We start from the raw sequence: 17,295 nt of genomic DNA, 5'->3' as shown, positions 1-17,295 counted from the left end.
GGATCTCACTTGTGTTCACAAAGTCAGGCCTGCCCGCCGCCCGGGGGCGGCGGGCAGTTCCTCTGCGGGGATCGTCGGCGAGATCAGCCGGCGAGATCAGCCGGCCATGAACTCGTTGTACGCGGCCGACAGTTCGGGTGACAGCGCCGTGACGTTGCACGTGCGCTGCGTGTCACCGATCGGCGACAGGATGCCGCGCAGGTCGTAGTACTCCTGCGGGTTGGATGTGAAGTAACCGCGCAACGTCGCAGCGGCCTGGTCACGCGGTTGGGTCAGCGCCGTGCTGACAGCCTGGTTGGCACCCGGGTGGGTGTCGAGGTACGACTTGGCCGCACCGGTTGCCATGCTGACCGTGTTGGCCACGCCGCTCGCGCTGCAGTCCGGCGCGGCCGATGCGGTCGGCGCCGCGATGACCGCCGCGGCCATGCCCCCGAGCAGACCGGAAGCGCAGATGCCGGCGAGTCCGCGGCGTGTGGTGATTCCAGTGAATTTCATGATCATTCCTTCGTGTCGCGAATCGCGATGTCGATGGCTGTTTTCCCCGCCCGAATCAAAAGTAGCCATGTTTGCCGCGAGCAAAACGTCGCTGCATCGGCAGCCGGTGACCTTTGCGGGAGCGTTACACCCATTGCGCGTGAATTACGCCTCAATTCGCGCGGAAATTCCGCTGTCAGCGAGACGATTCTCAGAGTCGGTCCGACGCTCTTAAATGATCGTGATCTGCGTGGTGATCGAATTGTTATCTGCAATCAAGGTCAGCTAAGGCGCGCCGTCAACTCTTGAGGCTTAGCTCGCCGAGCGAGTCATACAGCCCGCCGTCCCTGCGGATCTGCACCGCGGCGACGCCGAACATCACCGCGGCGGTAACCAGATGCACGATGGCGTCGGTGAAGTTGTCGGGGAGGGCAAAGATGTAGGCCCCTGGTTGGAGAACAACGCCCAGCCGCCGGGTACCGCGCCCCCGACGGCGGCCAGCAGGAGATAGACGACGGACCACGACGTGCGCCGGCACAGCACCAGGCCCGGACGGATCACATGGAACAGCGCTGCGACTACTACAGCGTGTAGTCAACGGCTTCTGGCTACCAGGTGTCGACGAATCTGGGCCTGTTCGCGTGTTCGTGGTGTGCGGCCGCGACAAGGGTGGAAATGATCACCGACCGGGTTTCGGCCGGGTCGATGACATCGTCGATCTCGAACATCGACGCCGAGTTGAGCGCCTTCGCATGCTCCTCGGCGGCCTTCGTCGCGGCGCGGACGGCCTCCTCGCGCGCGTCCTCGTTCTCGATCGCCCCCAGTTCCTTGCGCATCCCCAGACGCACCGCCCCCTCGAGTCCCATGGGCCCGAGATGCGCACCCGGCCAGGCCACCGTGAGCAGCGGTTCGTGCAGACTTCCGCCGCACATCGCCTGCGCGCCAAGGCCGTACCCGCGACGCAGGATCACCGCGATCAACGGCACGGTCAGCGCCGCACCGGCGACGAGGAGCCGCGAACCACGTCGCACCAGCGCCTCGGCCTCCGCGGCCGGGCCGACCATGTAACCCGGGCAGTCGACGAGCGAGACCACCGGAATCCCGAAGGCGTCGCACAGTTGCAGGAACCGTGCGGCCTTGTCGGACGCGGTCGCGGTGATGGCGCCCGCCATGACCATGGTGTTGTTGGCGAGGATGCCGACCGGGCGGCCGGCCATGCGGGCGAACGCCGTGACCATCTCCGGGGCGAACTTCTCCCGCAGATAGGTCACCGAACCCTCGTCGGCGAGCGTCTCGATGACGGGGCCGACGGGGTATGCCCGCCGGGCACGTTCGGGAACCATTGTGCGCAGCGGTGTTTGGTCACGTTCAGGCCCGGCGGCGACGGTTCCGCCGAAATATCCCAGCAGCGTCTTGGTGACCGCGACGGCCTCGGGCTCGTCGGCCACCACGATGTCGACGACGCCGTTGGGCGCCTGTACCGAGATCGGTCCGACGTCCTCAGGCGCGACCTCACCCAGACCGCCGCCTGCGATCATCGCCGGTCCGCCCATGCCGATCGAGGTGTCCTCGGTTGCGACGATGAGGTCGGCCGCGCCTGCGATCACCGCGTTGCCCGCGAAGCAGCGGCCCCTGACCACGGCGATGCGAGGTACCAGACCGGACAGCGCGGCCCAGAGCTTGAACGCCCGCACGTCCAGCGAGGACACCGTGGGGATGTCGGTGTCACCCGGGCGGCCGCCGCCGCCCTCGGCGAAAAACACTGTGGGGAGGCGCATCCGCTCGATGAGATCGAACAGCCGGTCCTTCTTGAGATGGCCCAGAGCGCCCTGCGTGCCCGCGAGAACCGTGTAGTCGTAGGACAACACCGCGCACGGCTTCCCGTCGACGCGCGCGGTGCCCGCCACCAGACCGTCGGCCGGGGTACGCGCGATCAGGTCGTCGAGGCTGCGACGCTGACGCTGTGCGGCGATGGCGAAGCGTCCGTACTCGACGAACGATCCGTCGTCGACCAGGTCGGCGATGTTCTGCCGCGCCGTGCGGGCCCCGGACGCGTGCCTGCGCTCGACGGCGTCGGGCCGTGCGTCGTCCTGGGTGAGTGCGCGTCGGCGCAGGACTTCCGCGAGGTCGTCGCGCAGGTCTTCGTCGGTCATCGCCGGCATCCTCCCGGAATACGGAGCGGCCGATCACGAGTTGCGCACAGTGTGACCGCCACCTCATCTGATGCGTTCGATCCGCGCTCGTTGCTGGCCGAGGCCCGGATCGGGGTGCTCGCCACCATCAAAGCAAACGGGCTTCCGCAACTGTCGCCGGTGACGCCGTACTACGACCGCGCCGCCGACATCATCTACGTGTCCATGACAGACGGGCGCGCGAAGACCGCGAACCTGCGGCGCGACCCGCGCGCCGCACTCGAGGTCACCCGTGCGGACGGCTGGGCCTGGGCGACCGCGGAAGGCACGGTGACCCTGACCGGCCCAGGTACCGACCCACACGGTCCCGAGGTGGAAGCCCTCGTCGAGTACTACCGCAAGGCCGCGGGTGAGCACCCGGACTGGGACGAGTACCGGTCGGTCATGGTCTCCGACCGCAGGGTGCTGATGAAACTGTCGGTGCAGCGCGTGTACGGCGAGCGGTTGCGCTGAACGGCTCGGTCAGCCCGGCGGGATCTGCTCCGCGATCCGGTTGAGCACCGCCGGGTAGCGGTTGGTCTCGAAGTGTGCGCCCGGCTTGCCGCTGCTGACGACGGCCGCCGACAGGCTGCGCGCCGGGTCGGCCCACACCGCGATGTCGACCAGTCCGGTATGGCCGAACGCGGATTCGGTGTTGCGGCCGAACGGGCCGAAGCGTTTACCGCCGAGCATGTAGCCGGTGCCCCAGCGCATCGGTTTGAGGCCAGTCGCCACATCCGGGCGCATCCGGCGGCACGGAGCCGTCGCCGTCCGCAGAGTTTCCGGACGCAGAATCCTCACGCCGTCCAATTCGCCACCGCGCCTCAGGATCTCGGCGAAGCGTGACAGCTCGTCGGCGTTGGACACCGTGCTCGACGACGGCACGATGCTCGTGAGGAACAGCGGCGTGTTGCTCAGCGGGATGATCCGGTCGGGCGTGCCGCCCACCGCGGCGCGGAACGCCGCGGCGATGGGTGCGGGCAACGGCTTGCCCGTGACGTGGCTGGGCGCCACCAGGCCGACCTCTTCCGGCCGCACGCCGTAGTTGGTCCACCGGAACTTCAGCGGCTCGAGGATCTCCTCGGCCAGGATGTCGCGGATATTGCGACCCGTTGCCGCAGAGACGATCTCGCGAATCAGCGGACCCCACGTGAGGCCGTGGTAGATGTGGATCAACCCCGGTCGGTAGACGGGTTTGAGCGCCGCGAGCTGTTGGCGGGTGTACTCGCTGTCGTTGACCTTCGTGACGTCGGGGCGAGGGCCGGTGTGGATCGGCACGCCCGCACTGTGGGTCATGACGTGACGAATCGTGGTGCGGTCCTTGCCATGGCTGGTGTATCCCGGCAGGTAATCGCACACGCGATCGTCGAGCGAGAAGTACCCACGCTCGACGAGCATGTGCACCACCGTCGAGCTGATCGCCTTGGCGGCCGAGTACACGCAGAACGGGGTCTCGGGTGTGGCGAGGATCTTCTCGGTATCCGGTGAATCGTCGGGTCCGTTGCCCCAGCCGTGGCCGATCGCCCGGTTCAGCACCACTCTTCCCTTGTGCCGCAGGCACACCTGGATCGCGGGGTGCAGGCCCGACTGGTACCAGTACCGCACCGAGTCCCAGATCTGCTCGATCGCCCGCGCGTCGATACCCGAATGGTCTTCATCGCCGATCGTGGTCACCGCGTCCAGATCGGCAGGCACAGAGATCTTGCCGGTCATGCGGGGGTCCTCCGCAAGGTCGCTGCCAGGTGGTGTTGCAATGGCTGCCCGACAGCGCCCATCTGCAGGGTGTACGCCAGCTCGTCGCCCGTTATGCGGAACGAACGAGCAAGCGCGGTCACGTTTTTCGCCGATGCCGTCAGCCCGATCGTGGTGGCCTTCACGTCCATCGTGATGCGATCGCCGCCGACGGTCAGCGTGCCTTCCTGGATCTCGGTGATCCCGGTGGGGTGTGCGAGAACCCACTCGACCCGGTCCGGCGCCGGGACCCGGATGTAGCCGACTTCTGCGTGCAACGGCCGCCCGTCATCACGGGCCTTGGTGCGCTGCTGGTACGTCAGGAAAGGCTTGCCGACGTGTCCGAAGGTGATCTCTTCGAGGTATTCGAACGACTGGATCGTCGGATACTCACCCGCGCCTGGGCCCGCCCACGTGCCCAGGAGTGGAGCCAGTGGGGCAATGTTCGGATGAAGGTCGATCACAGGGCCAGGGTACGGGTCGGGTCACTTTGCACCTCACTTTGCACCGTGCTTGCACCGCACCTTGCTCCGTGCTTGCACCGCACTTTGCTTCGTGAGGGTGCGTGTTTGTCGGTGGACACGCCGGGTTGTGTCAGCACTCGGCGCACGCTCGCCGACCGGTGAGTGTTCTTCTGTAACGTGCTGTACAACAACACCTTTGACCAATATGGGCTCATTGATCACACCAGTCACAAACTGAGGGTTCTTGTCAGTGATTCGAACTAGTGTTCGAAGCATGGCAGCGGAAGTAGGCACAGCACTCGCGGCGCTGCACGCCGCGATGCGCGACGTGCTCGCCCTGCCCTACACCGCCCTGTCCGACGCCGACCTGCTGGACGTGTGCGAGGGCATCCAAGATGTGCGCAACCTGGCCCCCGCCGTCGAACACCGCGCTATCGCCGCGCTGAGCGAACAGACCACCCCCGCAGCGATCGGCGCCAAATCCTGGCCGGTGGTGCTGGCGACCCGCCTGGGCATCTCCGTCAAGGAAGCCCGCCGCCGCTGCACCGACGCCGCCGAACTGGGCCCCCGGGTGTCGCTGACCGGCGAAGCCTTGGCACCCAAACGTGAACACATCGCCGCCGCCCAAGCCGACGGCGCCCTGACCCCCGACCACGTCACCGAGCTGTTCAAGTTCTTCACCAAATGCCCCGACTGGGTCACCTACGCCGAACAGTGCCGGCTGGAAGAAAAACTGGTCACCGGCGCCATCGGGGCCGACCCCGAAACCGTGCGCCAAGCCGTCGACCACGCCGTGTTCCTGCTGGACCAGGACGGGCCCGCCCCCACCGACAACCCACCCACCAAACCGTTCGGCATCACCTTCGGCCCCCAACAACCCGACGGCTCCTACCACCTGCGCGGCAAAGTCAGCGCCGAATTCAAAGCCACCTTCGACCCCGTCGACGAAAAACTGGCCGCACCCGGCATGTGCAACCCCGCCGACCAAACCCCATGCATCTCCGGCACACCCTCACAACAACAAATCGACCACGACGAGCGCGGCGCGCCCGAGCGTCGCCACGACGCCATGCTCACCGCGATGCGCCTGCTGCTCGCCCACAAAGACCTCGGCCAGATCAACGGCCTACCCGCCACCCTGCTGATCACCACCACCCTGCAAGAACTGGAAAAAGCCGCCGGGGTGGCGATCACCGCCGGCGGCACCAAACTGTCCATCCCCAACCTGATCCGCCTGGCCTCCCAAGCGCTTCACTACCTCGCCGTCTACGACGAACACACCGGCATACCGCTCTACCTCGGGCGGGCCCGGCGCACCGCATCCGCCGGGCAGCGTCTGGCCATCTGGGCACGCGACCGCGGCTGCACCCGCCCCGGCTGCACCGCCAACGGCTACCGCTGCCAAGCCCACCACGCCACCACCGACTACTCCAAAGGCGGACTCACCGACGCCGACGCCCTGGCCCTGGCCTGCGGCTGCGACAACCGCCTCGTCGGCGACGCCCCCAACAAATGGACCACCCGCATCAATAACCACGGCCAATGCGAATGGATCCCACCCGACCTTCTCGACCGTGGTCAACACCGCACCAACACCTACCACCACCCCGAAACCCTCCTCGCTGACATCAACCGCGACCAGAAGACTGACGGCGACAACCGCGAGCAGCACCACACAGACACCGGGGCGGACACAGGAACAGTCCATGTCAATGGCCACGGCGAAAAGCCGGCAATCCCACCCGAACTGCTCGACCAAGGCCAACAACGCACCGCCCCGTACCACCAGGCCGAAGTCCCGCCCGTCAACACTCGCGACACCACGAGCAGCACCACCACCAGAGATACCTACCGCCACAACGGGAACGGAGACAGGAACAGCGGCGAGAACAGGAACGGCCCGAGCAAGAACGCAGCCGGGGACGATGACGAACCTCGATAGCGCCGTCAGTGAAGCGGGCCTCGGTGCGCGATGACGAACGCTTGGGCAGCAGTTTCGCTCAGGTGTTGCAGGCGTTCGCGTTTGGACGTCGCGTACACGGTGAAGCCCGCTGCCAACAGTGCCTCCTGCACTGTGGTCACGTTGTGGCGCAGGAACGTCATGTCGACCTTGTGCCCGAATGCCTCATCGAAAACCAAAGGAGGAGCGTCTGTCTGGAAACCGAGAAGCAGCCAGCCGGGGTCGGCGAGCACCCGGGAGAACTCGGCGAACAACCCGGCAAGGCGGTCGGCCGGAGTATGGATGATCGAGTACCACGCGCACAGCCCGCCGAACGCCGCATCCTGATAGGGGAGCGACGCCATATCCGCGACCTGGTAGCGGGCATGGGGATAGCGCCGCCGGGCGATCGAGACCATGGCAGGTGAACCGTCGATGGCGTGGGTCCGCAGGCCGGCTGCGCCGAGTTCGGCGGTCGCCTGACCGGGTCCGCAGCCGACGTCGAGCACGTTGCCACCGCCGGACTGTTGGACGAGACCCGCGAAGACGTGCACGAGTGCCCGGTCGAACGGTCGGGACGCAAAGTCGTCGGGGAAGTGCTGGGCGTAGTCGTCGGCGATCACGTCGTACTGGTCGTACACCCCACCACGGTAGGTCGCCGACAGCCGAAAACCGCCGAGTGCCGCACGGGCGCCGACCACCGTGCGTGACCAGCAACGAACACCGGCAAACCGCCCGGGTAAAGTTCCGCAGGTGAGCACCCTCACCGACCATGCGGCGCACCTGCGCGGCGGTCTGGTGGGCATGTGCTCGGCGCTGACCGCAGCAGTGGCACACACCGCGGCAGGCGGGGTACCCCCGTCGGGCAGCCCGCTGGTGATCCTGCTGATCGCGTGCGCGACGCTCGGCGCCACGGTGGGCGGATTCTCGCCGCGCACCCGCTCGGCCGCGACGGCCTTGTTGATCGTGGGGCTGGGATCGGGACAGGCCCTCGGCCACCTCATCCTCGCCGTGACCGGCGGCCATCACCACGGCGGCGCCCTGGTGAGCGCGCCGATGCTCGCGCTGCATGCGGCTGCGGCCGTCGGGCTGGGCCTGTTGATCGGTGCGGTCGAATACCTCTTCATCGTCTGCGCGACCGTCCTGAGCTGGTTGCGCCTCTTTGCCGTCGGCCGGGTCGAGCCGGCAGGCGACGCGGCCTGGTGGCCGTCTGATGTCGTTGTGGCACGCCCCGTTCTGCTGCGTGCCGGTCTGGGAATGCGGGCGCCGCCTCAGGCGCTCACTGCCGGCGTCTGACGCCCGCACATCGCTTCATGTGAGCCCGTCGACACCGACGGGCTGTTACCCGTTGCGCACATTCCTGCGCGAAACCGCGAGAACCGCGAAAACCTCTGAGCGAAAGCATTTCCATGACCACAACCCCTGACGATCGACCACGCACAGAATCACCACCGACATCACCCCCGACCGCGCGCGCCGCAGCCCGCCAGTTACTTATGCGGCTGCACTTCTACGCGGGCGTGTTCGTCGGCCCGTTCATCCTCATTGCGGCCGTCACCGGCCTGCTGTACGCACTGATCCCGCAGATCGACGCCACGGTCTACCGCCATGAGCTGACCGTCGACCACATCGGGCAGCACCGCCTGCCGCTGACAGATCAGATTGCGGCGGCCCGTGCCGCCCATCCCGAGGGCACCGTCGCGAGCATCCGGCCGCCTGCCGAGCCCACGGAGACGACGCAGGTCCAGCTCAGCGTCGATGACGTGCCGCCGGACTACTCACGCACCGTGTTCGTCGACCCGTATACCGCCGAGGTGCGGGGTGCGCTGACGACGTACGGCCAGTGGATGCCGATCCGCGCGTGGTTCGACGATCTGCACCGCAACCTGCATCTCGGCGCGTTCGGACGCCACTACAGCGAACTCGCCGCGAGCTGGATGTGGGTCATCGCCCTGGCCGGCCTCGCGCTGTGGCTTCTGCAGCGTCGGGACAAACGCTCCCGGCTCGTGGTTCCCGACCGCGCCGCGACCGGGCGTCGCAAGGCCATGTCGTGGCACGCCGTGATCGGGGTCTGGGTCCTCGCGGTGCTGCTGGCGTTGTCGGTCACGGGCATCACGTGGTCGCGCTACGGCGGGGAAACCATCAGCACCCTGCAGGCCAGATTGAACTCGACGGCGCCCAGTGTCGACGCTTCCGCGCCGGCGCACCACCACGGGCACGGCACGGCCCCGACGACCCTCGACGGTGCCGACGCCGTGCTGCACACCGCCGAAGAGGTGGGGCTGAAGGGTCCGATGTGGCTGTACCCGCCCGCCGAGCACGGCGCGGTGTGGACGGTGTCGGAACGCAAACGTGACTGGCCGACGCGTAACGACTCCATCGCCGTGGACGCGCAGACCGGGGCCGTCACCGACCGGGTCGACTTCGCGGACTGGCCGCTACTGGCCAAGCTGACCCGTTGGACGATCGACGCCCACATGGGCCTGCTGTTCGGCGTGGTCAACCAGATCATCCTGGCGGTCAGCATGATCGGGCTCATCACCCTGATCGTGCAGGGCTACCGCATGTGGTGGCAGCGCCGCCCGACGCGCGGATCGACGTGGGCCGTGGGACGCCCACCGCGCAGAGGTGCGATCCGCAGGCTCCCGTGGTGGGCCGTCACCGCGGTGGCGGTGACGGCCGTGGTCATCGGCTGGTGCCTGCCGCTGTTCGGGTTGAGCCTCGCGGCATTCCTGGTGATCGACGCCGCGACCGCATACATGAAGAGAAAGCAGAACGAAAATGCGTAACAGCGCAGTTGTTTTCGCCGTCGCGGCCCTCGCCCTCGCGGGCTGCACACCACAACACGAAGAACACACCATGGCCCAAACCGTGACGTTCGCCGATCCCTGGGCTAGTGCGGCCGACACCGGGATGACGGCCGTGTTCGGCACATTGCAGAACACCGGGCATCACGACGCGCACATCGTCTCGGCGACGTCGCCGGTGGCCGAGATGGTCGAACTCCATGAGGTCGCGGCCGACGCGAACGGCGTAAAGACCATGCGGCCCAAGGAAGCCGGCTTCGCGGTTCCGGCCGGTGGCGAGCACGAACTCGCACCCGGTGGCGACCACATCATGCTGATGGATCTGACCGCGCCGCTGCAACCGGGTGCCGATGTCGAGGTCACCGTAATGTTCGACGACGGGTCGTCGCTGCCGGTCCAAGCTCAGGTCCGCGATTTCCCTGGCGGCAAGGAGAACTATCAGCCGGCGAAACCGCACGATCGTGGCTGACGGATCCTCGATGAGGGTCAACCGGCGGCGCCTCCTCACCGGGGGCGCCGCCGCGTTGGCCGCGGGCGCGGTGGTCACGGCGTCCGGCGTCGCGAACTCCGCTGTCGTCGACCACGGGTTCGGCACCGATGCCGAACCGTTCTACGGACCGCACCAGGCCGGGATCGCCACCGCCCCACAGGCACACGGCGTTTTCCTCGCCTTCGACGTGAAACCCACGGACACCCGCAGCGAGCGGGACACCGTGGCCGCGATCCTGCGGTTGTGGACCGTCGACGCCGCACGTCTGACCGCGGGCCGGCCCGCGGTGGCCGACACCGAACCCGAACTGGCGACCCGCCCGGCCCGGCTCACGGTCACCGTGGGGTTGGGCCCCGGTCTGCTGGGGAGGTTGGGGGCCACCGTGCCGCGCTCGGCCAGGGACCTGCCGGAATTCGGCCCGGACCGCCTCCAGGAGCGGTGGTCCGGTGGCGATCTGCTGCTGCAGATCTGCGGTGACGACCCGGTGTCGATCGCGCATGCCACCCGGGTGCTCACCAAGAATGTCCGCGCGATGGCCGTGCAGCGGTGGCGCCAGGCCGGATTCCGCAACGCACGCGGGGCCGACCGGCAAGGCACGTCGATGCGCAACCTGATGGGACAGGTGGACGGGACGGTCAACCTGGCGCCCGACGAGTTCGATGAACTGGTGTGGCTGGGCGACGAGGTGTATCCGGGATTGGCCGGCGGCACCCTGATGGTGTTGCGGCGCATCGAGATGCAACTCGACACGTGGGATGAGCTGGACCGGGAGAGCAAGGAGCTCACGGTCGGGCGGACACTCGACAGCGGTGCCCCGCTGACGGGGCAGCGGGAAACCGACGAGCCGGATTTCACATTGGCACGCAACGGTATTCCGGTGATTCCACCGAACTCGCACATCGCACTGGCGCGTCACCGCCACGACGGTGAACGGTTCCTGCGCAGGCCGTACAACTACGACGACGCGCCCGAACCGGGGCAGACGTCGAACACGGGGTTGATCTTCGCGACGTATCAGCGTGACATCGACACGCAGTTCCTGCCGGTGCAGCAGCGACTCGCGCAGTTCGACGCACTCAACCAGTGGACGACGGCGATCGGGTCGTCGGTGTTCGTCATCCTGCCGGGGGTGCGTTCCCCGGAGGGGTATCTGGGTCAGGAATTGCTTGCAGGCTGAGCAACATTCGGAGCAGTTCCACCTGGCGATGGGTGCCGGTCTTGTGGAAGACGCGGTGCAGGTGCGTGCGCACTGTGGTGATCGAGACCGACAGGTCATCGGCGATCTGCCTGGGATCGGCACCCCGTGCGACGTGCAGGGCGACCTCGGCCTCGGTGCGGGTCAGGTGGTACAGGCGCTGCAGTAGCACGGCGCTCGGTTCGGACACGTGTGCGGGGTCGACGAGGATCACCAGTGCACGCCGGTGTCCGTCGTGAACCTGCAGCGGAACCACGTGGACGATGAACGGCGTTGCACCCGAGGGCCTCTCGACGGCGAACGAATCCCCGACGGGAACGTCGCCCTCGAGGGCCAGGTGCAGCGCGCGGTTGAAGGCGGCGCCTGCACCCGGTGCAGAGGGCGTGATGTGACCGGCAACGACGCGAAGGCCGTCGTCGCCGCGGAGGATGCGCTCACCGGCGGAGTTGACGTCGCGCACACGTCCGTGGGAATCGAGCACGGCGATGCCGTGCTCGATGGTGTCGAGTGCGGCCGCGAGTTCCGACTCGGTGTGCGCCGCGTGGTTCAGCGCGCCGGGTGCACAGCGCCTGCTGCAGGTGCGGAACCAGAGCGCTCATCGCCTTCATGCGTTCCGGGGTTGCGAAAGGCTCGGAGGTGACCGACGTGTGGACGATGACGCACGACGGGCGCATGCCGTCGGTGAGTCGAACGAACAGGCCGTCCTCGATGCTGTTCGGACGCAACCAGTCGACGTAGAACTCCGAGTCCCGGAACGGGGCGATGAGTTCGCTCCCGGTCCGCACGACGTCACGCGGACCGGCGGCGACCTCGGCCATGGGCCGATCGAGCCGGCAGTAGTACCGGGAGTAACTCGCGGCGGCACCGGGCGGCAGGATCGCGTTCTGGATGGTCCAGATCGAGCCCTGCGCGGTGAGCAGCCCGCCGCCGTCACCGCCGACTGTTCTGTGAATGTCCCGAAGGGCCGACTCCCAGTGGTGGGGGGTCACGGCGGCGGCGTAGATGCCGGCGATCAGGCGCGAGAAGTCCTCGACCGCGACCACGTCACGACTCCTGGGCCGATCGTCACTACCGCCGATGCCGTCATTGGAGACCCTCTATGTGTCTGACGTCACAGTTAATTTTAGTCGAAGTCATCCGTTCTGAGGATGATCACGGCGCTTCCCGGTGGTTCTCTCAAATGTAAGAAGAAGCGCCTGACAAGGCACTTTGATGTTGAACCGCACCCGGCGAAGGAGGCGTGCGATGTTGATACCTGCTCCGCACAAGCCCACGGTGCTCGCGCGCTGGCTTGAGAAGCATCGCGTCGACGGTCACGACCACGGGCGCCACCACGAGTACCCGACGAAGTGGACCTACTTCGAGTCGGCGCTGATGTCGCGGGAGATGTCCCGACTCTGAGCGTGCCCGCTACGCTCGGCGGTATGACCGACCCGGACAAGGCCGCCGCGCGCCGCGACATCACCGACGCTCTGCTCAGCGCGCTCAACCGCAGGCACGAGGTGCTCGACGTCATCGTCGACGCCGAGGACCGCAACGCCGCGATCGACGCCGTCGCGAATCTGCTCGGCACCTCGCGCACCGCGGCCGAGGCTGTCATCGGGCTGTCGTTCGCGCAGATCACCAAGGAGTCGCGCCGGCAGATCGCCGCCGAGCTCGACGACCTCAACAGCCAGCTGAGCTTCACGCTGCAGGAACGGCCCGCCAGCGCGGGCGACACCCTCGAACTGCGGCCCTTCTCGGCGACCGATGACCGCGACATCTTCGCGGCCCGCACCAGCGACGTCGGCGCCTCGGGAGACGGATCCGGCGCGCCCGCGGCCGACCTCGACGAGGAGATTCGCGCGGCGCTGCGTCGCGTCGACGCCGAAGAGGCGGCCTGGTTCGTCGCGGTCGAGGGCGGCCAGAAGGTCGGGATGGTGTTCGGTGAACTCGTCAGCGGCGAGGTGAACGTCCGCATCTGGATCCACCCGGACTTCCGCAAGCGCGGCTACGGCACTGCGGCCCTGCGCAAGTCACGCTCCGAGATGGCCTCGTACTTCCCGGCGGTGCCCATGGTGGTCCGTGCGCCGGGTGCCGTGCCCCAGCGCTGAACTCAGGGGCGCAGGCCGGCCACGATGATGCGCGCCGAGGTTTCGGCGCGCTGCCGTGAGTAGCTGCGCCCCTCCGACAGGACCGCGTTGACGACGGCGCCCAGCAGTGCGTCGGCGGCGGCCTGCGCGTGGTCGGCGTCGATGTCCTCGTCGCGCAACCGGTCGCGCACCGACTCGATCATGGGCCGGCTGAACCCTTCGCGTAGCCGTGCGGCGGTGTCCTCGTGTTCGAGTGACGCCGCCATCAGCGTCTTCAGCATGGCGTGGCCGCGCCGTGTGGTGAGCGCGGCGGCCAGCGTGCCCGCCCACGACGCGAGGTCGGCGGTGACGTCGTCCGTTTTCGGCATCCTCGCCAGGATCTTGTCGGCGTCCTCGAGCAGAACGTCGGCCACGAGCGCGGGCCGGCTGGGCCACCAGCGGTAGATCGTCTGCTTGCCGACGCCGGCCTTCGCGGCGACGGCCTCGATGCTCAGACCGTCGAAGCCGCGTTCCAGCAACAGCGCGCGGGTGGCCTCGACGATGGCCACCCGCGACTTCTCACTGCGCCGGCGTGGCGCGTCAGCGGTGGTCATCGCAGGCCTTTACACGAAAAGTGGCACCCCGTACTCTGCCACAAGACGAGACGGACCGTCTCGTTTATGACCCGAGGACACGAGCGCAAGGGCCTATGACAGCGACGAAACTGGTGATCGGGGCCAGCGGATTTCTCGGCTCCCACGTCGCCAGGCGCCTGGTGGAGCGCGGCGAGAACGTCCGCATCCTCATCCGGCCGACGAGTTCGACGCGCGGCATCGACGACCTGATCGATCGCGTGGACGTCCGTCACGGCGACATCTTCGACGCCGACTCCGTGCGCGGCGCCGCCGACGGGTGTGACACGGTGTACTACTGCGTGGTCGACGCGCGCGCCTGGTTGCGGGACGCGACGCCGCTGTGGCGGACGAACGTCGACGGCCTGCGCGGCGTCCTGGACGTCATGACCGAACCCGGAATCGCCTCAGGGGTACGCCGGTTCGTGTTCACCAGCTCGATCGCGACCATCGGGCTTCCTGAAAGTGGACCGGCCACAGAGGAAATCGAGAACAACTGGCTGGACCGTGGCGGAGAGTACGTGCGCAGCCGCGTACGCGCCGAGCAGTTGGTGCTCCGGTACCACAAGGACCGTGGGCTGCCCGCGGTCGCGATGTGTGTCTCCAACACCTACGGGCCAGGTGACTGGCAGCCGACGCCGCACGGTGGGCTCGTCGCGGCCGCGGTACGCGGCAAGATGCCGTTCTACATCGACGGCGCCGAGGCCGAGGCGGTCGGTGTGGCAGACGCCGCCGAGGCCCTGGTCCTTGCCGGTGAGCGCGGCACGCCCGGTGAGCGCTACATCGTCTCGGAACGCATGATGTCCGCTCGCGAGATCTACGAGGTCGCCTGCGATGCAGTCGGTGTCGAGCCGCCGCGTCGTGGTGTGCCGATCCGTGTGATGGCCGCGGCAGCGGGCCTGTCCTCGGCCGTCGCACGCCTGCGCAGGCGCGAGACCAGGTTGAGCCCGCTGACCGTGCGACTCATGCACGTCATGCCGCCGATGGACCACGGCAAGGCTGTGCGCGAACTCGGCTGGAAACCCGCCCCGGCACCAGAGTCCATCGCGCAGGCCGCGCGCTTCTTCGCGTCGAGGAGGCGTACATGACCGCCGGTCCTACAGCGACTTCGCTGGCGATCACGCCCGAACAACACGAGCTCACAGAAGCCTTCGGCCGCTTCGCCGCCCACCACGCACCGGTCTCCGAAACCCGGGCGAATCTCGCCGCTCTGGCCGACGGGCAACTACCGGTCTGGTGGCCTGATCTGGTGGAAAACGGTTTTCATGTCGTACACGTGCCCGAGCGCCTCGGCGGGCAGGGCGGCGAGCTCGCGGACATGGCCTGCGTGCTGCAGGCCGCAGGCGCTGCGATGCTGCCCGGCCCGCTGCTGCATTCGGCCGTGGTGAGTGCTGTGCTCGCCGGCGATGACACGGCGCTTTTCAAAGAGATCATCGCCGGGACACCGGCTGTCGTCGCGTTGCCCGAGCATTGCGACTTCGTCGGCCGGCGAACCGGCGAGGCCTGGACTCTCACCGGATCGAGCGGTGTGATGTCCGGAATGCTCGCGGCACAGCGCGTGCTGGTGCCGTTCCGGTGCAACGATGGCGACGACGGTGTACTGCGTTGGGCCGCCATCGATCCCGCCGGCTGCGATGTCGAGGCGCGCGCCGCGACGGATCTGACCACCGACATCGGCGTCCTGCACCTACACGACCACTCGGTGTCCGGCGCGGCCCTTCTCACAGACGTCGACACCGACCATGTCACCAATGTGACCGTCGCGTTCACCGCCAGTGTCATCGCGGGCATCATGCAGTGGTGCGCGCGGACCGTGACCAAACACCTGCGCACGCGTGAGCAATTCGGAAAACCCATCGGCACCTTCCAGGCCATGCAACACAAGGCCGCGATGCTGCTGGTGAACAGCGAGCTGGCTACCGCGGCGGCCTGGGACGCGGTGCGCGCCCTGAGTAGCTCCGACGACCCGGTGCAGCACCGCGCCGCCGTTGCAACCGCCGTCGTGACGGCAGTCGCGCCCGCACCCGGGCTGGTGCTCGAAGCGCTGACAATGCTGGGCGCCATCGGTTTCACGTGGGAACACGACCTGCATCTGTACTGGCGGCGCGCGACGAGCCTGGCCGCCTCGCTCGGGCCGGTGTCGCGGTGGACGCGCGAACTGGGTGAGTTGTCGACGCCTCGGGAACTGAAGGTCGACCTCGGACCGGAAGAGAACACCGCGGATTCGGGGTTCCGCGCCCATGTCGCCGACGTTCTCGACCGTGCCTCGGCGCTGCCCGAGGACACCGGTGGCGAGGACGCGCCGCAAGGACATGGCCGGGAGTTCGTCACGGGGGCACGACGTGACCTCCTGGCCGAAGCGGGCCTGATCGCACCGCACTGGCCTGCGCCGTGGGGATGTGACGCGACGGTGCGCCGACAACTCGTCGTCGACGAGGAGTTCGCGAGACGTCCGGGTCTGATCCGGCCATCGGTCGGTATCGCGGAATGGATTCTGCCGACCATCATCTCGGCCGGATCCGAGGATCTGCAACGCCGGTTCATCCCCGAGACGCTGCGGGGGCAACTCGCATGGTGCCAGCTGTTCAGCGAGCCCGGCGCGGGGAGCGACCTGGCGTCGCTGAGCACGCGCGCGGTCCGCGTCGACGGCGGCTGGCAGATCACCGGCCACAAGATCTGGACATCGTCGGCGCACCGCGCCGACTACGGTGCGCTGCTCGCGCGCACCGACCCGGATGCACCCAAACACCGTGGCATCGGTTACTTCATCGTGGACATGCGGTCACCGGGAATCGAGGTCCGCCAGATCACGCAGGCCAGTGGGCGTTCGGAGTTCAACGAGGTGTTCCTCACCGACGTGTTCGTTCCCGACGACATGCTGCTCGGAGGGTCGACGTCGGGTTGGCAACTGGCGATCAGCACCATGGCCCACGAGCGGGTCGCGATCAGTAATTACGTGCACATCGACCGCATGGGGGCGTTACGCGACCTCGCCAAAACCGCCACCACCGAGCGCGACCCGATCCTGCACGCGATCGGTGAGGTCGACGCGAACACCAACGCGCTCAAGGCGCTCGGCGTGCGTGAGACCCTGCGTCTGCTCGACGGGCAGCCACCCGGTCCGACGTCGAGCATCGCCAAGGTGGCCACCAACGTGATGCTGCGTCGCGCAGCCCAACTCACCCTCGGGCTCGCGGGGCGCCTGGCACTCGAACAGCGAAGCGAGCCCGCAGTGGTGGCCCCGTATCTCGACCTGCCCGCCGAGCTGATCGGGGGCGGCACCACCGAGATTCAGCTCAACATCATCGCCCAGATGATCCTGGGCCTGCCTCGAAAGTAAG

Annotated in this window: 18 protein-coding genes and 1 pseudogene; 10 read left to right on the top strand and 9 right to left on the bottom strand. The window is 67.7% G+C overall.

Annotated features, from left to right (window positions below; all coding sequences use genetic code 11):
* Positions 1–96 precede the first annotated feature (96 nt).
* The 3 genes and pseudogenes from AT701_RS32290 to AT701_RS32280 form a co-directional block, all read right to left on the bottom strand.
* A complete protein-coding gene (locus tag AT701_RS32290) occupies positions 97–495 on the bottom strand; it encodes a heme-binding protein (RefSeq protein WP_003897999.1) in 399 nt (132 codons plus the stop codon).
* Positions 496–772: 277 nt separating this feature from the next.
* Positions 773–1,065, bottom strand: a pseudogene (locus tag AT701_RS35465) (DUF4383 domain-containing protein); the annotation flags it as partial.
* 17 nt (positions 1,066–1,082) lie between these two features.
* Positions 1,083–2,627 (bottom strand): acyl-CoA carboxylase subunit beta, encoded by a 1,545-nt coding sequence (locus AT701_RS32280; protein WP_058127787.1) that lies wholly within the window; start codon positions 2,625–2,627, stop codon positions 1,083–1,085.
* A 51-nt stretch (positions 2,628–2,678) separates the two neighbouring features.
* Here AT701_RS32280 and AT701_RS32275 point away from each other — a divergent pair, with 51 nt between their 5' ends.
* Complete coding sequence (locus AT701_RS32275) at positions 2,679–3,119, top strand: PPOX class F420-dependent oxidoreductase (RefSeq protein WP_003897995.1); 441 nt, start codon at positions 2,679–2,681, stop codon at positions 3,117–3,119.
* Between the two features lie 9 nt (positions 3,120–3,128).
* On the opposite strand, the gene lipE is transcribed toward AT701_RS32275, so the two are convergent.
* Complete coding sequence (gene lipE / locus AT701_RS32270; protein WP_058127331.1) at positions 3,129–4,358, bottom strand: lipase LipE; 1,230 nt, start codon at positions 4,356–4,358, stop codon at positions 3,129–3,131.
* Positions 4,355–4,840, bottom strand: coding sequence for a peroxynitrite isomerase (locus AT701_RS32265; RefSeq protein WP_058127330.1), 486 nt, complete (start codon positions 4,838–4,840; stop codon positions 4,355–4,357). The genes lipE and AT701_RS32265 overlap by 4 nt, the downstream gene beginning before the upstream one ends.
* Before the next feature lie 274 nt (positions 4,841–5,114).
* On the opposite strand from AT701_RS32265, the gene AT701_RS32260 reads away from it, so the two are divergent.
* On the top strand, positions 5,115–6,782 hold the full coding sequence (locus AT701_RS32260; RefSeq protein WP_058127329.1) for an HNH endonuclease signature motif containing protein: 1,668 nt from the start codon (positions 5,115–5,117) through the stop codon (positions 6,780–6,782).
* A gap of 5 nt (positions 6,783–6,787) precedes the next feature.
* Here AT701_RS32260 and AT701_RS32255 read toward each other — a convergent pair whose 3' ends face one another.
* A complete protein-coding gene (locus AT701_RS32255; protein ID WP_058127328.1) occupies positions 6,788–7,480 on the bottom strand; it encodes a class I SAM-dependent DNA methyltransferase in 693 nt (230 codons plus the stop codon).
* A 52-nt stretch (positions 7,481–7,532) separates the two neighbouring features.
* On the opposite strand from AT701_RS32255, the gene AT701_RS32250 reads away from it, so the two are divergent.
* From AT701_RS32250 to AT701_RS32235, 4 genes are all read left to right on the top strand, one after another.
* Positions 7,533–8,075: a hypothetical protein gene (locus AT701_RS32250; RefSeq protein ID WP_003897990.1), complete on the top strand. Its 543-nt coding sequence runs from the start codon at positions 7,533–7,535 to the stop codon at positions 8,073–8,075.
* Positions 8,076–8,188: 113 nt separating this feature from the next.
* On the top strand, positions 8,189–9,568 hold the full coding sequence (locus tag AT701_RS32245; protein ID WP_011731369.1) for a PepSY-associated TM helix domain-containing protein: 1,380 nt from the start codon (positions 8,189–8,191) through the stop codon (positions 9,566–9,568).
* Entirely contained in the window at positions 9,561–10,055 is a 495-nt protein-coding gene (locus AT701_RS32240) for a copper chaperone PCu(A)C (protein ID WP_058127327.1), read from the top strand. The genes AT701_RS32245 and AT701_RS32240 overlap by 8 nt, the downstream gene beginning before the upstream one ends.
* Before the next feature lie 10 nt (positions 10,056–10,065).
* A complete protein-coding gene (locus AT701_RS32235; RefSeq protein WP_174519629.1) occupies positions 10,066–11,253 on the top strand; it encodes a Dyp-type peroxidase in 1,188 nt (395 codons plus the stop codon).
* Here AT701_RS32235 and AT701_RS35915 read toward each other — a convergent pair.
* Together AT701_RS35915 and AT701_RS35910 are read right to left on the bottom strand one after the other, a co-directional pair.
* Positions 11,192–11,752, bottom strand: coding sequence for a helix-turn-helix transcriptional regulator (locus tag AT701_RS35915; RefSeq protein ID WP_233031945.1), 561 nt, complete (start codon positions 11,750–11,752; stop codon positions 11,192–11,194). The two genes, AT701_RS32235 and AT701_RS35915, sit on opposite strands and share 62 nt — an antisense overlap.
* Positions 11,706–12,314, bottom strand: coding sequence for a hypothetical protein (locus AT701_RS35910; RefSeq protein WP_223495926.1), 609 nt, complete (start codon positions 12,312–12,314; stop codon positions 11,706–11,708). The genes AT701_RS35915 and AT701_RS35910 overlap by 47 nt, the downstream gene beginning before the upstream one ends.
* Positions 12,315–12,516: 202 nt before the next feature.
* Between AT701_RS35910 and AT701_RS35335 the strand changes: the two genes are divergently transcribed.
* Complete coding sequence (locus tag AT701_RS35335; RefSeq protein WP_003897985.1) at positions 12,517–12,672, top strand: hypothetical protein; 156 nt, start codon at positions 12,517–12,519, stop codon at positions 12,670–12,672.
* Between the two features lie 23 nt (positions 12,673–12,695).
* Positions 12,696–13,364 carry a GNAT family N-acetyltransferase gene (locus AT701_RS32220; protein WP_058127325.1) on the top strand — a complete coding sequence of 223 codons (669 nt, stop codon included), beginning with the start codon at positions 12,696–12,698 and terminating at the stop codon, positions 13,362–13,364.
* 2 nt (positions 13,365–13,366) lie between these two features.
* Here AT701_RS32220 and AT701_RS32215 read toward each other — a convergent pair whose 3' ends face one another.
* On the bottom strand, positions 13,367–13,936 hold the full coding sequence (locus AT701_RS32215; RefSeq protein ID WP_058127324.1) for a TetR/AcrR family transcriptional regulator: 570 nt from the start codon (positions 13,934–13,936) through the stop codon (positions 13,367–13,369).
* Between the two features lie 95 nt (positions 13,937–14,031).
* Here AT701_RS32215 and AT701_RS32210 point away from each other — a divergent pair, with 95 nt between their 5' ends.
* Both AT701_RS32210 and AT701_RS32205 read left to right on the top strand, forming a co-directional pair.
* Positions 14,032–15,042, top strand: a complete 1,011-nt coding sequence (locus AT701_RS32210; protein WP_058127323.1) for an NAD-dependent epimerase/dehydratase family protein — start codon at positions 14,032–14,034, stop codon at positions 15,040–15,042.
* Entirely contained in the window at positions 15,039–17,294 is a 2,256-nt protein-coding gene (locus AT701_RS32205) for an acyl-CoA dehydrogenase family protein (RefSeq protein ID WP_058127322.1), read from the top strand. Before AT701_RS32210 ends, AT701_RS32205 begins: the two co-directional genes overlap by 4 nt.
* Position 17,295: the final 1 nt, after the last annotated feature.

The sequence above is a fragment of the Mycolicibacterium smegmatis genome, assembly GCF_001457595.1.
Lineage (GTDB): Bacteria > Actinomycetota > Actinomycetes > Mycobacteriales > Mycobacteriaceae > Mycobacterium > Mycobacterium smegmatis.
The sequence above is the reverse complement of the archived record's forward strand: the minus strand, read 5'-3'. Positions and strand labels throughout refer to the sequence as shown.